This is a genomic window from Allobosea sp. GW822-FHT05A11 (assembly GCF_058800455.1).
Window position 1 is genome coordinate 64,253 of record NZ_JBXAMI010000010.1, and the last position, 15,539, is coordinate 79,791.

Genomic DNA, 15,539 nt, shown 5'->3' on the forward strand with positions numbered 1-15,539 from the left:
TTTAGAGGGCGTTTCGTGCCGCTCCAAGCGGGTTTTACGGGTGGCCTCTTGTGCAGGATTGCGGCGGGGCCATCTTTCGACATGGCGGCTCACGAGGGAGCGCGCGATGATGAGCGTCATCGGACGCAAAGGAGCGAGACAGGGATGAGCGAGGGGTTCAGCGCAAGCTTCAGCCGCGAGGAGATCGAGGCGATCCGCAAGAGCCTGCGCGACGAGGCGAAGTTCGGGTCCGATTTCATGGCCCGGCTGAAGCGCGTCGCAAAGCGCATTCCGTTTGCCAGGGATCTGCTGGCGGCGTGGTTCTGCGCGCGCGATCCGGCGACGCCGCGACGCGTGCGGATGACGCTGCTCGCCGCGCTCGGCTATTTCGTGCTGCCGGTCGATGCCATTCCCGACATCATGCCACTGCTCGGCTTCACCGATGACGCAGCGGTGATCGCGGCTGCCATCGCGGCCGTCGCCGGCTCGATCACACCCGAGCATCGCGAGCGGGCGAAGCAGGCGCTGGCGGAGCTCTGAGGCTCCGTCACAGCGTCAGCACGATCTTGCCCTTCGCCTTGCGGTCGGCGATCAGCGCATAGGCCTCGGTCCAGCGTTCGAGCGGGATCCTGGCATGGACATGGGCGCGGATATGGCCGTTCGCCGCCCAGTCCAGCAGGCGTTCCATGTTGCGGCGATGAGCGGCCGACTCGCGTGCGACGAACTGCCCCCAGAATACGCCGCGCAGGTCACAGCCTTTCAGCAAAAGCAGGTTGAGCGGAATCTTCGGGATCTCGCCACCGGCGAAGCCGACGACGAGATAGCGCCCTTCCCAGGCCATCGAACGCAGGGCGGGCTCGGCCAGCTCGCCACCGACGGTGTCGTAGAGCACGTCGACGCCGCGGCCTTCGGTGATCCTCTTCAGTTCGGCCCGAATGTCGCCCTGCGCATAGTCGATCTCCTCCTGCGCGCCGTGCTCGCGGGCGAGGGCAAGCTTGTCGGGCGACGAGGCGCAGGCGATGACATGGGCGCCGAGCAAAGCGCCGATCTCGACCGCGGCGAGCCCCGCTCCACCGGAAGCTCCGAGGACGGCGAGCCGCTCGCCGGGCTTGAGGCCGGCGCGCTGGATCAGGCCGTGCATCGCGGTGCCATAGGTGACAAAGAGGCCGGCCGCCTGCGCATCGTCGAGCCGCTCGGGAATGCGGATGATCTGATCGGCGGAGACCGCGACCTTTTCGCGTGCAGCACCGTAGCCGAGCCAGGCGGCGACGCGTTCGCCAATTTGCCAGCCGGCCACGCCTTCGCCGACGGCGGCGATGGTGCCGGCGCATTCGGCCGCTGGCGAGAAGGGGAAGGCCGGTCTGGTCTGGTAGCGGCCCTGGATGATCAGCGTGTCGAAGAAGTTGAGGGCGGCGGCCTTCACGGCGACGACGACCTCGCCGGGGCCCGGTTCCGGATCGGGCAGATCGCGGATCGCCAGGTCCTCGGCAGGGCCGTGATGTTCGCAAAGCAGGGCTTTCATCGTCGATCCGCCATTCGCCGTTACCGGTCCCGATTCTGGCATGACTGCAAGCGGCACGGAACCGGCCTGCCGCCATTCGTATTTTCGCCAGGATCGTGACACTCTATGCCGCCGTCCGCGCGATCCGCCCGATCAACAGGTGGTAAACGCGGTATTAAGATTTTTAGTGACTGATGGCGGTCCATGATCAGCTCGTTCCTCCGCATCCGCGACGCCGCTCCTTCCCGCTCCGCCCTCGCGCTCTGCCTGATGGCTGGCGTCTTCGGCGCTGCCGCCCTTCCGGCGCAGGCCGCGCCTGCCAAACCGAAGCCTGCCGCTGCCGCGGCCAGCTCGGGCCAGGGCCAGGCCATGCTGCTCGAGACCGCGGGCAAATGGCAGGCGTTCTCGTCCCAGCAGGGCCGCTCCAAGGTCTGCTACGCCCTGTCCAAGGCCGAGGCCCGCCTACCTGCCAATCTCAAGGATGTCGAAGGTCTGCTTTTCGTTTCGAGCCGGCCGGGCGAGGGCGTGCGCAACGAGATCAGCTTCGTCATGAATTTCGACCTCAAGGAAGGGGTCGAGCATCAGGCGATCATCGGCAGCGAGCGCTTTGCGCTGGTCGCCAAGGGCCAGAACATGTGGCTGAAGAACCCGGCCGAGGAGCCGCGCATGCTCGATGCGCTGCGCCGCGGCGCCGGGCTCGAGGTCAAGGGCACCTCCAAGCGCGGCAACCCGACCAGCGACAAGTATTCGCTCGCCGGCATCAGCCAGATCGTGAAGCGGGCCGAGGACGCCTGCAAGTAAGGCGCTTCGGGCCATGGCTTTGGCCGCTCCTGCACCGGAACGCCGGCTGAAGGGCCGCTGCTATTGCGGGCAGGCTCGATTCGAGGTTGCAGATGCCTTCCGCTACGCCGCCAATTGCCATTGCGCGCAATGCCGGCGCACGACCGGGTCGGCCTTCAAGCCCTTCGCCGGGATCGAGCGCGGCAAGCTTGCCGTCACCGCAGGGGCCGAAGCCCTGCTGATCGTCGGGGAAGCCGACAATCACAACGCGCATTGCAGCCGGTGCGGCTCGTTGCTGTTTTCGGTGGTTCGCGACGGGGCGTATGTCCATGTCGCCCTGGGCACGCTCGACGATGCGCCGGGTATTCGGCCCGACCATCACATCTTCGTCGGCTCGAAGGCGCCCTGGTACGAGATCACCGACGACCTCCCGCAGTTCGAGGGGCATGCGAATTAAGCGGATACCGCCTTCGAATCGCGCAATTTCCGATTTTCTGCGATTTGTGCTAGGGAGCCGCGAAATCCCGCGCCTTCCCCGATGGGCGACGACAGAGCTCCGATGACCGCATCCGTTCCCGCTACCGCCGCTCCGGCGGCCGAACCCGTTTTGCGACGCCCCTCGCTGGTCGGGCGCACCCGCGCCGGCCTGACCGAGGCGCTGGCCGAGATCGGCGTGCCCGAGAAGGAGCGGCGCATGCGCGTCGGCCAGCTCTGGAACTGGATCTACCATTACGGCGTGCGCGACTTCGACGCGATGACGACGATCGGCAAGGGCTTACGCGGGCAGCTCGCCGAACATTTCTCGCTCGATCTGCCGAGCGTCACGGCCGAGCAGGTCTCGACCGACGGCACCCGCAAATGGCTGATGCGGATGCCCTCGACCGGCCCGCATGACCGCGGCGCCGAGATCGAATGCGTCTATATCCCGGAGGTCGATCGCGGCACGCTCTGCGTCTCCAGCCAGGTCGGCTGTACGCTGACCTGCACCTTCTGCCATACCGGCACGCAGCGCCTGGTGCGCAACCTCACCACCGAGGAGATCGTCGCGCAGGTAATGGTGGCGCGCGACCGTCTCGGCGATTTCCCGAATCGGAAAGCACCGGACGGCGCCTTCGTGCCGAATGATGGCGGGCGCTTCGTCTCGAACATCGTCTTCATGGGCATGGGCGAGCCGCTCTATAATTTCGACGGCGTGCGCGATGCGATCGGCGTGATCACCGACGATCAGGGCCTGTCGATCGGGCGCCGGCGCATCACCGTCTCGACCTCGGGCGTGGTGCCGCAGATCGGCCCGCTCGGCGAGGAGATGGGCACGATGCTGGCGATCTCGCTGCATGCGGTGCGCGACGAGCTGCGCAACGAGCTGGTGCCGCTCAACAAGAAATATCCGATCAAGGACCTGCTCGAGGCCTGCCGGAACTATCCGGGGCTGTCGAACGCGAAGCGGATCACCTTCGAGTACGTCATGCTGAAGGGCGTGAACGATTCCGATGCCGAGGCGCGCGAGCTCGTCCGCCTGCTCAAGGGCATCCCGGCCAAGATCAACCTGATCCCGTTCAATCCCTGGCCGGGCACGAAATACGAGTGCTCCGACTGGGACCGGATCGAGCGCTTTTCCGAGATCGTCTTCCGTGCCGGCTATGCCTCGCCGGTGCGCACGCCGCGCGGGCGCGACATCCTCGCCGCCTGCGGCCAGCTCAAGAGCGAGACCGAGAAGCTCTCCGCCCGCGCCCGATTGATGCTGGACGAGGCGCAGGCCGACGCGCCGGCCGTGGCGGCGGAATAAGCCTTGCTGCGCTGGATTGTTCTGATTCCGTTCGCCTGCCTCGTTGCAATGGGGGCAGGCGTGTTCTTCTTGGGCGTGGCGAGCTTCGCTTCGCCGGCCGTGGCGATGCTGATCGGCGGCGGTATCGAGCGGCTCGTCGACATCCTGTTCGGGCTCGCCGAAAGCGGCGTCGATCCGGGGCCGGCCGCGCAGGCCGCCTTCGCCCTGATCGGCCGGCTGGGGCTTGCGATCATCGTCGCGCCGGTCGTGCTTGTCGCCGTCGGTTCGGAACTGTTTCGCCTGCGCAGCGGGTTGCTCCAGAGCGGCTTTACCGGCCTGCTCGCCGCGCTGTTGCCGCTTGCCATGCTCAGGCTGTCGCGCGCACCGAGCACGGCCGAGATCCAGATCATCTCCGGGCTCTTCCTGGTCGGTGCGGCGACGGGCTTCGTCTACTGGCTGATCGCCGGGCGCGGCGCTGGTGGCGAGCGCCCGGCGCAAGCCTAGCTCTGCTCAATCCCCGATCGCGACGCCTTCGCGGCGGCCATCGGCACCGCCCAGAAAGCCTTCCGGCGTCTTGACGATGGCCTGCGTGCCCGAGGTCATCTCCAGCAGGCGGACCTCGTGGCCCTTGGCCTCCAGTGCGGCCTTCCAGGCTTCCGCTTCGGTGCCCTTCTCCAGCTCTGTCGGGCCGTTGCGGCTGCCGAAATTGCTGAAATCGACGGCTTGCTGCGGGTCCATCTTCCAGTCGAGCAGGGCGACCAGCGTCTTCCCGACATAGCCGATGATCTGGCTGCCGCCGGGCGAGCCGACCACGGCATAGAGCCTGCCAAAGGCATCGAAGACCAGCGTCGGCGCCATCGACGAACGCGGGCGCTTGCCGGGCTCGACGCGGTTGGCGACGGGCTTGCCGTCCTCCTCCGGGGCGAAATTGAAATCGGTCAATTCGTTGTTGAGCAGGAAGCCGCCCTTCGTCATCAGGCGCGAGCCGAAACCGTCCTCGATTGTCGTGGTCATGGCGACGGCGTTGCCGTCGGCGTCGACGACCGAGATATGGCTGGTGCCGTTCTCGATCCCGTCGGAAGGGGCGAGCAATTGCGCGCGCTTGTTCGGGGGATCGCCGGGCTTGGCGCGCCCCATCGAGCGATCCGGGCTGACGAGACCGGCGCGCGAGCGGATATAGTCGCGGTCGATCAAGCCGCGCACGGGCACGCTGATGAAGGCGGGGTCGGCGAGATAGAGCGCGCGATCGGCGAAGGCGAGCCGGCCGGCCTCGCTGAACCAGTGGGCAGCGTCGGCGCCGGGCCCCATCCGGCGCAGGTCCTGCCCTTCGAGCACCCCGAGCATCTGCTGGAGGGCGACGGCGCCAGAACTGGGCGGGCCGATGCCGCAGAGGCGCCAGATCCGGTAGGGACCACAGACCGGCTCGCGTTCCTCGACCTTGTAGCCAGCGAGATCGGCCAGCGTCATGTCGCCGGGATTGGTCGGATGGCCGGTGACCGTAGCGACGATGTCCGCGGCGATCGCCCCCTTGTAGATGGCCTCCGCACCTTGCGCCGCCACGGCACGCAGCGTCGCGGCGAAGGCCGGATTCTTCAGGATGGTGCCGACCGCCTTGGGCTTTCCGTCCGGCTCGTAGAAATAGGCGGCGGCCAAGGCATTTTTGGGCAGATCCTTTTCTCCGGCCAGCAGGCCGTTGAGACGCGGCGAGATCGTAAACCCTTCGTCGGCCAGCTTCAGCGCGGGTGCGACGACATCGGGCCAAGGCAGCTTGCCCCAGCGGCGATGGGCCTCTTCCAGCAGCTTCAGCGTTCCGGGCACGCCGACCGAGCGGCCACCGACCACGGCCTCGCGGAACGGCATCGGCTTGCCGTCCTTCATGAAGCGATCAGGCTTGGCGGCGGCCGGCGCGGTCTCGCGGCCGTCCAGCGTCGTCACCTTGCGGCCGGCCTCGTCCCAATGGACGAAGAAGGCACCGCCGCCGATGCCGGAGCTCTGCGGCTCGACCAGATTGAGGACGAGCTGGATGGCAATGGCGGCATCGGTGGCGCTGCCGCCGGCGCGCAGAATGTCGCGCCCGGCCGTCGCGGCCAGCGGATTGGCGGCGGCGGCCATGAAGCGCTGGGCCGTTCCCAACGTCTTGACGGTGCGCCCGGTCGCGGCTTCGGGAGCGGGCGCCTGTGGCTGGGCGATGGCGATCTGGGCAGCCAGCAAGGCGGGGGGCAGGGAGAGGAAAAGAGACAGGCGCATGGCGAAGCTCCGGTGAGGAATCGCAGGATAGGCCATTCGCCGCGACCTGACAGCTTGGAGGGGCGGGCGCTGGCGGGTAAGGTCCGAATCGATTGTTCTGACGTTGCCAAAAGGGGTTTTCGGCATGTCTTTCGCGACCCATCTTCGCCGCCCGCTCGCCTGGCTTGTCCTCGGCATGTTCGGCCTCGTGCTCGCCGGCTGCGGCTACAACAACGTGCCGACGCTGGAGGAAAAGGCGAAAGCCGCCTGGTCGGAGGTGCAGAACCAGTATCAGCGCCGCGCCGACCTGATCCCGAATCTCGTCGAGACCGTAAAGGGTTATGCCGCGCAGGAGCGCGAGGTGCTGACCGCCGTGGTCGAGGCCCGCGCCAAGGCGAGCCAGGTCAAGGTCGATGCCTCGACCATCAACGACCCCGTGAAGTTCAAGGAATACCAGGACGCGCAGAACCAGCTCACCGGCGCGCTCGGGCGGCTGCTCGTCACGGTCGAGCGCTATCCCGAGCTGAAGTCCAACCAGAACTTCCTGGCCTTGCAGTCGCAGCTCGAAGGCACCGAGAACCGCGTCGCGGTGGCGCGGCGCGACTACATCCAGGCGGTGCAGGCCTTCAACACCGAAATCCGCACCTTCCCGGGCGTGATCTGGGCAAAGCTGTTCTGGGGCGCCAAGCCGATGGAGACCTTCACGGCGACCGCTGGAGCGGAGCGGCCGCCCGCGGTGAAGTTCTGAGAGCGGTGATCGGGCCGGCGTGATGTCGACAAGGCCGTCATGCCCGGGCCTGACCCGGGCATCTCCTGCCAGAGATTCTCGGGTCGGCCCGGGAATGACGGCGGCGCGCGCCGTTGCAGCCCTGCTGCTTCTGCTCTGGAGCAGCTTCGCGCTCGCCGCTGAGCCGACCTATCCTGCGCTGACCGGGCGGGTCGTCGACGGCGCGAACCTGCTGGCACCGGACGTCCGGCAGCGGATCGAGGACAAGCTCAAGGCGCATGAGGACAAGACCTCCGACCAGGTCGTCGTCGCGACCGTGCCCTCGCTGCAGGACATCACCATCGAGGATTTCGCCAACGGCCTCTTCCGCCACTGGCAGCTCGGGGAAAAGGCGAAGAACAACGGCGCGCTGCTGATCGTCGCGCCGAAGGAACGCAAGGTCCGCATCGAGGTCGGCTACGGGCTGGAAGGGGCCCTGACCGATGCGCTCTCGAAGGTCATCATCACCACGGCGATTGCGCCGAAATTCAAGACCGGCGATTTCGCCGGGGGAATCGAGGCCGGGGTCGACGCCATCCTGACCATTCTCGCTGGAGATGCCGAGGAATGGCAGCGCCGCGCCGAGGTGCGCTCGGACGAGAGCACGCTGGGCGAGGATATCGCGGTGGTCATCGCGATGATCCTGATCTTCCTGTTCATCGTCGCCTTCCTGCGTGGCCTGAGCCGGCAGGGCGGCGCGCGCCGGCACCGTCTGCGCAACGGGCAGTGGGTGACGCTGCCACAGAGCACGGGCTGGAGCACCGGTTCGGGGTCCAGTTCGGGCTGGAGCGGCGGCGGAGGCGGCTGGAGCTCGGGGGGCGGTGGGTTTTCGGGTGGCGGCGGTTCGTCTGGCGGCGGCGGGGCTTCGGGAGACTGGTGATGGACGCAGCCGACAGGGACGCGATCGCGGAAGCCGTGCGCCGGGCCGAATTGCAGACGGCCGGTGAGATCGTCTTGGTGATCGACCGGGCGGCGTCGAGCTATCGCAATATCCCGGTGATGCTGGCGTTGACGCTGGCGCTGGTCGTGCCGTGGCCGCTCCTGTCGCTGACGGTGATGAGCGCGCAGCGGATTTTCCTGATCCAGTTGCTCTGCGCCGTCGGCCTGCTGGCGAGCCTGCTCTGGTATGGCCGCGGCGGGCGCTTCGTGCCCGGCTTCGTCAAGCGCGGGCGCGCGCATGACGTGGCGCTACGGGAGTTCACGGCGCGTGGCCTGACCCGGACGAAGGGGCGCACCGGCGTGCTGCTCTATATCGCCTTGCAGGAGCGCTATGCGGAGATCCTCGCCGATACCGGCATCGACGGGCTGGTTGAGAAGGATACCTGGCGCGGCATCATCGAACCCCTGCTCGCGGCGGCGCGGGAGGATCGATTGACCGAAGGGCTGATCGCGGCTGTCGGCTCGGTCGGGACGGTATTGGGGCAGCATGTGCCACCCGTGCCCGGCGATACGGACGAGCTCTCGAACAAGGTGATCCTGCTTTAGATCGCAGCGCGCAGAAGCTCAGCGCTTCGCCGGCCCCTTGGCGGCACCGAGGATCGCGCCGGGCATCATATGGCCGTACTTGCTGGGGCGCTCGGCCTGGACGATGACGACATAGCCGTCGGCCTCGGGTGCCTCGGTCGCCGAGAGCGGCGCGGTGACGGTCGTCTCCTTGCCGGTCCAGTCGCCGACGCGGACCATGCCACGCACGACATTGGCGTAGGACAGCGTGCGGCCCTGGTTCTCACCGCGCGCAATCGGCACGGCAGCCTGATGCGTGGTCGGCAACACCCAGATGCCGGCTGTGGCCTCTCTCTCGCCTCCGATCGGAGCGACCTGGATCTGGAGCGCGCCGTTCTCTTCCTTCAGGGCGATCCGGGCAGCGAACCCCGTCGTCGCGAACTGGCTCACCGCCTTTTCGATCTCGGCCCGCTCGGAGCCGATGGCATGGGCGGCGCCGTTGATGACGACCTGCGGGGTGTAGACCTGCCCGTCGCCACGGGCCTTGGCGTAGAACTTCTGGCGCTTGGCGAAGGAATCCTTGCCGAGCGTGTCCTTCCAGCCGAGATAATCCCAATAGGTCACCGGCAGGGTGAGCGCGATCAGCTCGGGGTCCTTGGCCAGCTCGACGACGAGTGCATCGGCCGGCGGGCAGGATGAGCAGCCCTGGCTGGTGAAGAGCTCGATCACCGCCTTGGGAGGCTTCGCGGGCGTCTGCGCCTGGGCCGCCGCCATGCCGAGGGCAAGGGCTGCAACGGTCGCTGCGAGATGGCGCGGGCGAGGGGACATGATCAGGACTCTGCGGACGACTTCTTTTCCGGAGGTTACCAAAGCCCGCAATCCCGTCACGAGGGAAATCACGTTGCCTTGAAAACCGGCACGGTCGCGTGAGCGTGATCGAAGGCCTCGCGCGCGGCAGCCGAGATCATGTTGGGCCGCCAGCGGCGATGCATCCAGAGCCATTGCTCTGGATATTCGCGCACCCAGCCCTCGACGACCGCCGTCATCATCGCCATCGCGCCCTGGACGTCGATCTCGCCATTGGCGTCGCGCGGCAGGTCGAGCGGCGGGGTCAGCTCTAGCCGGAAACGGTGGTTCGGCAGGCGGATGACGCGCACGCCATGGACCGGGCATTCGAAGCGCTTGGCGAATTTGCCCATGATCGGGTTGGTCAGGGCCGGGCGGCCGAAGAACGGAACAACCACGCCACGGGTGAAATGCTGGTCGATCAGCATGCCCAGATGGCCGCCATTCTCCAGCACGCCCTGCATGGCAAAGGCGGCGCCTTGCTTCGCGGCGGCAAGCCCACCCATCGCGCCGGAGCGGATCTCGTGGACGACGGCGGCGATCGCCGGGTCGTTGGGAGCCCGGAAGACGGCGGTGGTTTCGAGGTCGTAGGCCTGGGCGCAGATCGCCGGCAGCTCCCAGTTGGCGAGATGGGTCGAGAAGATCAGGCCCGGCTTCTCGTCGTCCTTGAGCGTGATGAAGTGCTCGATGCCCTTGACCTCGACGCGTGAGGGCTTGTCGGGGTTGTGGTAGTCGTAATCGAAGAGCGTCTTCAGATGGGCGTATTCGCCGGCGACGCGGCCGAGATTCTCCCAGGCGCCGCGCGCGATGCGCCTGACCTCGGCCTCGTCCTTCTCCGGAAAGGCTGCGCGGATATTGGCGAGTGCGACGCGGTTGACCGGGATCAGCGGGCTTGCGCTGCGCAGAAGCCAGCCGCCGAGATCGCTGGCGCGCTCGGGCCCGAGCAGGCGCAGGAAGCCGAACAGGGCGCGGATCACGCCGATCATCACCGCGGCGCCGGCGCGCGCGGCGATAGCCTTCAATCGTCTCAAGGTCGGTCCTGCGTGAAACGCCCGTGCCGAGAGCAAGACCGGGCCTAAAAAGGCGATCTGGGGCAGGAAGCCGCCCGCGTCAAGTCCTTGGCGGGAAACAGGTCCCGGTCAGAAGGCGATGACGACCTTGCCGAAGACCTTGCGGCCCTCGATCCGGGCAAGGCCCTTCTCGAATTCGGCGAGCGGGAAGACCGAGTCGATCACCGGCTTCATGCCGCCGGCCATCTTCTCCAGCGACTGGGCGATGTTCTCGATGCGGCAGCCGAAGGAGCCGGTGATACGGTATTGCTGCTGGAAGAGTTGCATCAGGTTGATCGTCGCCGAAGGACCGGAGGTCGCGCCGCAGGTGACGAGCCGGCCACCGCGCTTCAGGCAGAGCAGCGAGCCGTTCCAGGTGTCGGCTCCAACGTGCTCGAACACGACATCGACGCCCTTGCGCCCCGTGAGCTTGCGCACGACGCCTTCGAAGCGGTCCTCGCGGTAGTTGATGACGTGATCGGCGCCGAGCGCCTTGGCCTTGGTGCCCTTCTCGTCGTCGCCGACCGTGGTGAAGACGGTGCAGCCGATCGCCTTGGCCATCAGGATCGCGGCAGTACCGATGCCGGAGCCGCCGGCATGGACGAGAACCGACTCGCCGGGCTCCAGCTTCGCATTGTCGAAGAGCATGTGCTGGACCGTGCCGAAGCCGATCGGGGCGCAGGCGGCATCCTCGAAGGAGACGCCCTTGGGCGCCTTGATGGTGAGACGGGCCGGGCGGTTCAGCAATTCGCGGGCGAAGCCGTCGATATGGAAGCCCATGATGCCGGCGACGTTCTCGCAGAGATTGTCGCGGCCGTCGCGGCAGGCCTTGCACTGGCCGCAGGTATCGGCGCCATAGGCGGTGACGGTGTCACCGGGCGCGAAGCCGGTCACGCCCTCGCCGACGCAGACGATCTCGCCGGCTGCCTCGACGCCCGCCGCCTGCGGCATCTTGCGCTTGGCGAAGGCCATGCCGCGGAAGCCCCAGAGGTCGAGATAGTTCAGGCCCACCGCCTTGATGCGGATCTGCACCTCGCCCGGAGCGGGCGGCGGCGGCGGCTCGATCTCTTCCAGGCGCAGGTCGCGATCGCCGTGGAGCTGGAGGGAACGCATCGGTTTTCGACCTTTCGGAACAATCTTGTCAGCGGTGCACGCCGAGCTGCGCCGTCACGCCGCCGTCGATCGGCAGCACGGTGCCGGTGATATAGGCGGCGGGCTCGCTCATCAGGAAGGCGGCGAGGCCGGCGACTTCTTCGGGTTTGGCGAAGCGGCCGGCCGGGATCTGCGCCTGCATCTTGTCGCGATAGGCGGCGTAGGGCGCCATCATGTCGGTATCGACGAAGCCCGGCGCGATCACGTTGACGGTGACGCCGCGCTTGCCGGTCTCGACCGCGAGCGTCTTGGCATAGGAGATCAGCGCGCCCTTGGAGGCTGCGTAAGCCGCATTGCCGGGATTGCCGCGCAAGGCCGCGACCGAGCCGATCGCGACGATGCGCCCAGCGCGGGCGCGGATCATGGTGCGCATCAGGCTCTTGGCGAGGCGGGTGAAGGCCCAGAAATTGACCTGCATCGCGGCTTCGGCCTTGTCCTGCACCATCACCGCGGCAAGCGAATCATAGGGCTGGCCGGCATTGTGGACGAGGCCGAAATAGCTCTCGCCCTCGCGCGCCTCGCAGAAGGCGTCGAGTGCTTCCTTGTCGGAGAGGTCGAGCGGCAGCGCGACGATGCTGCGGCCGGGATGGCTCGCAGCAATCTCCTCCGCCAGCGCCTTCGCCTGGTCGGCGGAGGAGCGGAAGGTGAAGTCGACATCATGGCCGGCCGCGGCCAGCGCACGCACGATCGCCGCGCCGACGCCCTTGGCGCCGCCGGTGACGAGGATTTTTGTCATGCAGCCTCCGGAGGCGCCGTCAGCACGAGGCAGGTGTTCTGGCCGCCGAAGCCGAAGGAGTTCGAGATGATCGTCCTCACCTTCGCCTTGCGGGCCTCGTTCGGCACGACGTCGAGCGCGATGGCCGGGTCCGGGTTCACGTAGTTGATCGTCGGCGGGATCGTGCCGTTGGCGATGGTCATGAAGGAGATCACCGCCTCGACGGCACCGGCCGCCGTCAGCGTATGGCCGATCATCGACTTGTTCGAGGAGATCGGCAGGCGCGCCATGCGCTCGCCGAAGACGGCGGCGCAGCTCATCGCCTCCATCTTGTCGTTCTCGGGCGTCGAGGTGCCGTGGGCGTTGATATAGTCGACATCGTCGGGCGTCAGCCCGGCATCGGCCAGCGCGTCCTGCATGGCGAGGATCGCAGGCTTGCCGTCCGGGCTCGAGCGGGTGCGGTGGAAGCCGTCGCCACGCTCGCCGCAGCCGGCGACGATGCCGAGAATGGTCGCGCCACGCGCCAGCGCATGGTCGTAATCCTCCAGCACCAGGGCGCCTGCGCCCTCGCCCATGACGAAGCCGTCGCGGCCCTTGGAGAAGGGCTTGGCAGCGCCTTCCGGCGGGTCGTTCTGGGTCGACAGCGCCGAGAGCAGCGAGAAGCGGATCAGCGCCTCGGCATGGATCGAGCCGTCGGTGCCGATGCAGAGGGCGGCCTGGGTATCGCCCCGGCGGATCGCCTCGACGCCCATCTGGATCGCGGTCGCGCCCGAGGAGCAGGCGGTCGAGAGCGAGATCGGCGAGCCCCTGGTGCCGAAGCGGTCGGCAATATGGTCGGCGACGCCGCCGAAGACGAAGAGCTCGTGCATCGCCCGGAACTGGCCGGTCGCGGCGGTGCGCAGGAGGCCGTCATAATCGGCTTCGCCCGAGGTGGCCCGGGCCATCTCCTGCTTCTGCGGCCACTCCATCTCGACCGGCGGCACCGCCATGAAGAGCTCGCCGGGGAAATCGCCTTCCGTGCCGATACCGCTCTGGCCGACGGCTTCCTCGGCCGCCAGCGTCGCGAGCTTCTCCGAGAGCTGGGGGGCCGTGAACGGGCCGTCGAACAGGAAGTCGACGGTGCCGCCGATGCTGGTCTTCAGCCCCTCGGTCGGGAAGCGGTCGATGCGATGGATGCCGGATTTTCCTGATGTCAGGGCCTGCCAGTTGACGTCCTTGCCTTGGCCGAGCGAGGTGACGACACCCAGCCCGGTGACGGCGACGAGCGGACGGCCCTTGGCGTCGCGATGCGTGGTCATGGCTTCAACCCTCACGCTTGAACGAGATGCGCGGCGCCTTCGCCGCGCCAATGGCCGGCGCCGGTGACGATCGCCTCCCTGGCCTGCCCGGCCGAGAGTGCGATCGCGGCGAGCGCCACCGAAACCGGGAAAGCGGCCTCGACGCCGTGTCCGACCAGATCGCCGGCCGCGATGCGTTTCGCGGCTGGAGCGGCTGCGGCGATGGCTGCGGCTTCCTCGTCCGTGATCCCGGCGCAGCCGGTGGCGGCGGAGATGGCCAGCGCATCGCCGGCAATCGGGCCGAAGCCGGCCAGCAAGCCGTTCAGAGCGGTCTCGACGGTGCCGGCGGCACGGCGGCTGCGGGCGGCGCCGGCATGGCTCAGTTTCGCATAGGCCCTGGCGCTCCGCGCTGCGGCGCGCTCGGCCGATTCGAGAACGAGGAAGGCGCCGGCGCTGCCGGTGATCAGGCCTGGCGCCTTCTCGCGCTCGAAGACAGGCTTGAAGTCGTCGCGGTGCAGATAACCGCCGAGCTCGAAGAGCAGCAGCATGTCGCGGCGCTCGGCATTGTAGGCGCCGCCGACCAGCATCAGGTCGGACTGGCCCGACGCGATGCGGGCATGGGCCGTGCGGATCGCGTCGACGCCGGCCTGCTCCTCGCCCATGAAGGTGCGGGACGGACCAGTGATGCCGTGGACGATGCCGATATTGCCGGCGAGCAGGTTGGAGAGCTGTGCCAGGAAGAGCGTCGGCCGGAGATCGCTCATCAGGCGTTCGTTGAGGAAGGCGCCCGGCTCGCCTGCACCGCGCAACCCTTCCAGGATGGTCGCATCGACGGCATGGTCGCGCTCGCCACCGCCGGCGGCGACGATGACCTGCAGGGCGCTCTTCGCCTCGGTGTCGTCCTTCAGCCCGGCGGAATCGAGGGCGAGGCCGGCCGCGTAGACGCCGAGCCGCTGCCAGGGCTCCATCTGGCGCTGGTCGGATTTCTTCGGGATCTGCCTGTCCAGCTCCAGTGCAGCAAGCGGATGGACCGGATAGGGCTTGAAGCTTTCGGTATCGACGACCGGCGGGCCGCCTGCCGCGAGCGCGGCGGCATGCGTCTCGATGCCCTCGCCGAGGCTGGAGACGATGCCGATGCCGGTGATCACCACGTCGCGGCGGTTCATGGGGCAGGCTCCGGCGTCAGGCCGATTGTCTCGATGCGGCTGAGCATCAGCGCGCGCATATCGGCGGGGAAAGGCATCAGGCGGAAGCGCAGCTCGGCATCGCAGATCGGCTTGCCTGCGCTGGTCAGCTTCACCTTGGTCGCGGCGTAGCCGGAACCTTCGATCACCAGCTCGGCGCTGGTCTCCAGCTCGGTACGGGGCTCGACGAAGGTGCGGAAGCGCGCCTTGTCGACCGTCATCAGGAACGGCATCTGCGAGAGGCCGTTGAGGCCGAGCAGGAGATAGCCCGAGGCCTGCGCCATGGTCTCGGTCAAGAGCACGCCGGGCACCAGCGGGTGACCGGGGAAATGACCCTCGAAGACCGGGCTTTCGGCGGGGACGGTGGAGCGCGTCACGATGCGCTTCTGCGACGGATCGAAGGTCACGACCCTGTCGATCATGTCGAAATATTCGAGGCGCATGCGATCCTTGGCCTGATGAGCGCCAGAACGGCGCAAGGCCGCGGCACGGATCGGGTGATCCGCGCGACGGCCCCTATGCTCTATCGGGAGCGAAGCGCCGGCTCAAGTCCGGCGGTTCGGCGCAGGCGTCACGCCTTCTTGGCGGCGACGAGATCGTCGATGCGCTTGCAGAGGTTCTCGAGCACGAAATACTGCTCGGCCGGAGCCTTGCCCTCGTTGACTTCCTGCGTCCACTGCTCGAGCGGCAGCTTGATGCCGAAGGCCTTGTCGATCGCGAAGGCGATGTCGAGGAAGGCCAGCGAATCGATGCCGAGATCTTCGATCGCGTGGCTCTGCGGCGTGATCTTCTCCCGCGGAATATCGCAGGTTTCGGAAATGATGCCGGCGACCGTCTCGAACGTGGCGGACATGCT

Annotated in this window: 18 protein-coding genes; 8 read left to right on the forward strand and 10 right to left on the reverse strand. The window is 67.6% G+C overall.

Annotation, left to right across the window (positions count from 1 at the left end; genetic code table 11):
• Positions 1-144 precede the first annotated feature (144 nt).
• A complete protein-coding gene (locus AC1RLU_RS26265) occupies positions 145-519 on the forward strand; it encodes a YkvA family protein (RefSeq protein ID WP_492798981.1) in 375 nt (124 codons plus the stop codon).
• A gap of 7 nt (positions 520-526) precedes the next feature.
• Here AC1RLU_RS26265 and AC1RLU_RS26270 read toward each other — a convergent pair whose 3' ends face one another.
• On the reverse strand, positions 527-1,501 hold the full coding sequence (locus AC1RLU_RS26270) for an NADPH:quinone oxidoreductase family protein (protein ID WP_492798982.1): 975 nt from the start codon (positions 1,499-1,501) through the stop codon (positions 527-529).
• A 183-nt stretch (positions 1,502-1,684) separates the two neighbouring features.
• Between AC1RLU_RS26270 and AC1RLU_RS26275 the strand changes: the two genes are divergently transcribed.
• The 4 genes from AC1RLU_RS26275 to AC1RLU_RS26290 all read left to right on the forward strand — a co-directional run bounded on the left by AC1RLU_RS26275 (position 1,685) and on the right by AC1RLU_RS26290 (position 4,529).
• Positions 1,685-2,281 carry an invasion associated locus B family protein gene (locus tag AC1RLU_RS26275; protein ID WP_492798983.1) on the forward strand — a complete coding sequence of 199 codons (597 nt, stop codon included), beginning with the start codon at positions 1,685-1,687 and terminating at the stop codon, positions 2,279-2,281.
• A 13-nt stretch (positions 2,282-2,294) separates the two neighbouring features.
• Positions 2,295-2,717, forward strand: coding sequence for a GFA family protein (locus AC1RLU_RS26280; RefSeq protein WP_492798984.1), 423 nt, complete (start codon positions 2,295-2,297; stop codon positions 2,715-2,717).
• A gap of 102 nt (positions 2,718-2,819) precedes the next feature.
• Entirely contained in the window at positions 2,820-4,046 is a 1,227-nt protein-coding gene (rlmN, locus tag AC1RLU_RS26285) for a dual-specificity RNA methyltransferase RlmN (protein ID WP_492798985.1), read from the forward strand.
• A gap of 60 nt (positions 4,047-4,106) precedes the next feature.
• Complete coding sequence (locus AC1RLU_RS26290; protein ID WP_492798986.1) at positions 4,107-4,529, forward strand: hypothetical protein; 423 nt, start codon at positions 4,107-4,109, stop codon at positions 4,527-4,529.
• Between the two features lie 6 nt (positions 4,530-4,535).
• Here AC1RLU_RS26290 and ggt read toward each other — a convergent pair whose 3' ends face one another.
• Positions 4,536-6,272 (reverse strand): gamma-glutamyltransferase, encoded by a 1,737-nt coding sequence (gene ggt / locus AC1RLU_RS26295; RefSeq protein WP_492798987.1) that lies wholly within the window; start codon positions 6,270-6,272, stop codon positions 4,536-4,538.
• A 175-nt stretch (positions 6,273-6,447) separates the two neighbouring features.
• On the opposite strand from ggt, the gene AC1RLU_RS26300 reads away from it, so the two are divergent.
• The 3 genes from AC1RLU_RS26300 (at position 6,448) to AC1RLU_RS26310 (ending at position 8,502) form a co-directional block, all read left to right on the forward strand.
• Positions 6,448-6,999: a LemA family protein gene (locus AC1RLU_RS26300; protein WP_244492769.1), complete on the forward strand. Its 552-nt coding sequence runs from the start codon at positions 6,448-6,450 to the stop codon at positions 6,997-6,999.
• A 94-nt stretch (positions 7,000-7,093) separates the two neighbouring features.
• On the forward strand, positions 7,094-7,897 hold the full coding sequence (locus AC1RLU_RS26305; protein WP_492798988.1) for a TPM domain-containing protein: 804 nt from the start codon (positions 7,094-7,096) through the stop codon (positions 7,895-7,897).
• Positions 7,897-8,502: a TPM domain-containing protein gene (locus AC1RLU_RS26310; protein WP_492798989.1), complete on the forward strand. Its 606-nt coding sequence runs from the start codon at positions 7,897-7,899 to the stop codon at positions 8,500-8,502. The genes AC1RLU_RS26305 and AC1RLU_RS26310 overlap by 1 nt, the downstream gene beginning before the upstream one ends.
• Before the next feature lie 18 nt (positions 8,503-8,520).
• Here AC1RLU_RS26310 and AC1RLU_RS26315 read toward each other — a convergent pair whose 3' ends face one another.
• The 8 genes from AC1RLU_RS26315 to AC1RLU_RS26350 form a co-directional block, all read right to left on the reverse strand.
• A complete protein-coding gene (locus AC1RLU_RS26315; protein ID WP_492798990.1) occupies positions 8,521-9,288 on the reverse strand; it encodes a DUF1223 domain-containing protein in 768 nt (255 codons plus the stop codon).
• A gap of 68 nt (positions 9,289-9,356) precedes the next feature.
• Positions 9,357-10,337 (reverse strand): lipid A biosynthesis lauroyl acyltransferase, encoded by a 981-nt coding sequence (locus AC1RLU_RS26320; protein ID WP_413813530.1) that lies wholly within the window; start codon positions 10,335-10,337, stop codon positions 9,357-9,359.
• A gap of 108 nt (positions 10,338-10,445) precedes the next feature.
• Positions 10,446-11,468, reverse strand: coding sequence for a zinc-binding dehydrogenase (locus tag AC1RLU_RS26325; protein WP_492798991.1), 1,023 nt, complete (start codon positions 11,466-11,468; stop codon positions 10,446-10,448).
• A gap of 28 nt (positions 11,469-11,496) precedes the next feature.
• On the reverse strand, positions 11,497-12,243 hold the full coding sequence (locus tag AC1RLU_RS26330) for an SDR family oxidoreductase (RefSeq protein ID WP_492798992.1): 747 nt from the start codon (positions 12,241-12,243) through the stop codon (positions 11,497-11,499).
• The gene (locus AC1RLU_RS26335) at positions 12,240-13,520 is read right to left on the reverse strand and encodes a beta-ketoacyl-ACP synthase (RefSeq protein WP_492798993.1); all 1,281 of its coding nucleotides are present in this window, start codon (positions 13,518-13,520) and stop codon (positions 12,240-12,242) included. Before AC1RLU_RS26335 ends, AC1RLU_RS26330 begins: the two co-directional genes overlap by 4 nt.
• An 11-nt stretch (positions 13,521-13,531) precedes the next feature.
• A complete protein-coding gene (locus tag AC1RLU_RS26340; RefSeq protein ID WP_492798994.1) occupies positions 13,532-14,665 on the reverse strand; it encodes a beta-ketoacyl-ACP synthase in 1,134 nt (377 codons plus the stop codon).
• Positions 14,662-15,126 (reverse strand): 3-hydroxyacyl-ACP dehydratase FabZ family protein, encoded by a 465-nt coding sequence (locus tag AC1RLU_RS26345; protein ID WP_061966522.1) that lies wholly within the window; start codon positions 15,124-15,126, stop codon positions 14,662-14,664. Before AC1RLU_RS26345 ends, AC1RLU_RS26340 begins: the two co-directional genes overlap by 4 nt.
• 128 nt (positions 15,127-15,254) lie before the next feature.
• On the reverse strand, positions 15,255-15,536 hold the full coding sequence (locus AC1RLU_RS26350; RefSeq protein ID WP_047580420.1) for an acyl carrier protein: 282 nt from the start codon (positions 15,534-15,536) through the stop codon (positions 15,255-15,257).
• Between the last annotated feature and the right edge of the window lie 3 nt (positions 15,537-15,539).

Excerpts from the sequence above, each read along its gene's own strand:
- AC1RLU_RS26280 (WP_492798984.1), top strand. The coding sequence starts at position 2,295 with ATGGCTTTGGCCGCTCCTGCACCGGAACGCCGGCTGAAGGGCCGCTGC.
- AC1RLU_RS26325 (WP_492798991.1), bottom strand. The coding sequence starts at position 11,468 with ATGCGTTCCCTCCAGCTCCACGGCGATCGCGACCTGCGCCTGGAAGAG.
- AC1RLU_RS26275 (WP_492798983.1), top strand. The coding sequence starts at position 1,685 with ATGATCAGCTCGTTCCTCCGCATCCGCGACGCCGCTCCTTCCCGCTCC.
- AC1RLU_RS26310 (WP_492798989.1), top strand. The coding sequence starts at position 7,897 with ATGGACGCAGCCGACAGGGACGCGATCGCGGAAGCCGTGCGCCGGGCC.
- rlmN (WP_492798985.1), top strand. The coding sequence starts at position 2,820 with ATGACCGCATCCGTTCCCGCTACCGCCGCTCCGGCGGCCGAACCCGTT.
- AC1RLU_RS26330 (WP_492798992.1), bottom strand. The coding sequence starts at position 12,243 with ATGACAAAAATCCTCGTCACCGGCGGCGCCAAGGGCGTCGGCGCGGCG.
- AC1RLU_RS26300 (WP_244492769.1), top strand. The coding sequence starts at position 6,448 with ATGTTCGGCCTCGTGCTCGCCGGCTGCGGCTACAACAACGTGCCGACG.
- AC1RLU_RS26335 (WP_492798993.1), bottom strand. The coding sequence starts at position 13,520 with ATGACCACGCATCGCGACGCCAAGGGCCGTCCGCTCGTCGCCGTCACC.
- AC1RLU_RS26315 (WP_492798990.1), bottom strand. The coding sequence starts at position 9,288 with ATGTCCCCTCGCCCGCGCCATCTCGCAGCGACCGTTGCAGCCCTTGCC.
- AC1RLU_RS26350 (WP_047580420.1), bottom strand. The coding sequence starts at position 15,536 with ATGTCCGCCACGTTCGAGACGGTCGCCGGCATCATTTCCGAAACCTGC.
- AC1RLU_RS26345 (WP_061966522.1), bottom strand. The coding sequence starts at position 15,126 with ATGCGCCTCGAATATTTCGACATGATCGACAGGGTCGTGACCTTCGAT.
- ggt (WP_492798987.1), bottom strand. The coding sequence starts at position 6,272 with ATGCGCCTGTCTCTTTTCCTCTCCCTGCCCCCCGCCTTGCTGGCTGCC.
- AC1RLU_RS26265 (WP_492798981.1), top strand. The coding sequence starts at position 145 with ATGAGCGAGGGGTTCAGCGCAAGCTTCAGCCGCGAGGAGATCGAGGCG.
- AC1RLU_RS26340 (WP_492798994.1), bottom strand. The coding sequence starts at position 14,665 with ATGAACCGCCGCGACGTGGTGATCACCGGCATCGGCATCGTCTCCAGC.
- AC1RLU_RS26305 (WP_492798988.1), top strand. The coding sequence starts at position 7,094 with ATGACGGCGGCGCGCGCCGTTGCAGCCCTGCTGCTTCTGCTCTGGAGC.
- AC1RLU_RS26270 (WP_492798982.1), bottom strand. The coding sequence starts at position 1,501 with ATGAAAGCCCTGCTTTGCGAACATCACGGCCCTGCCGAGGACCTGGCG.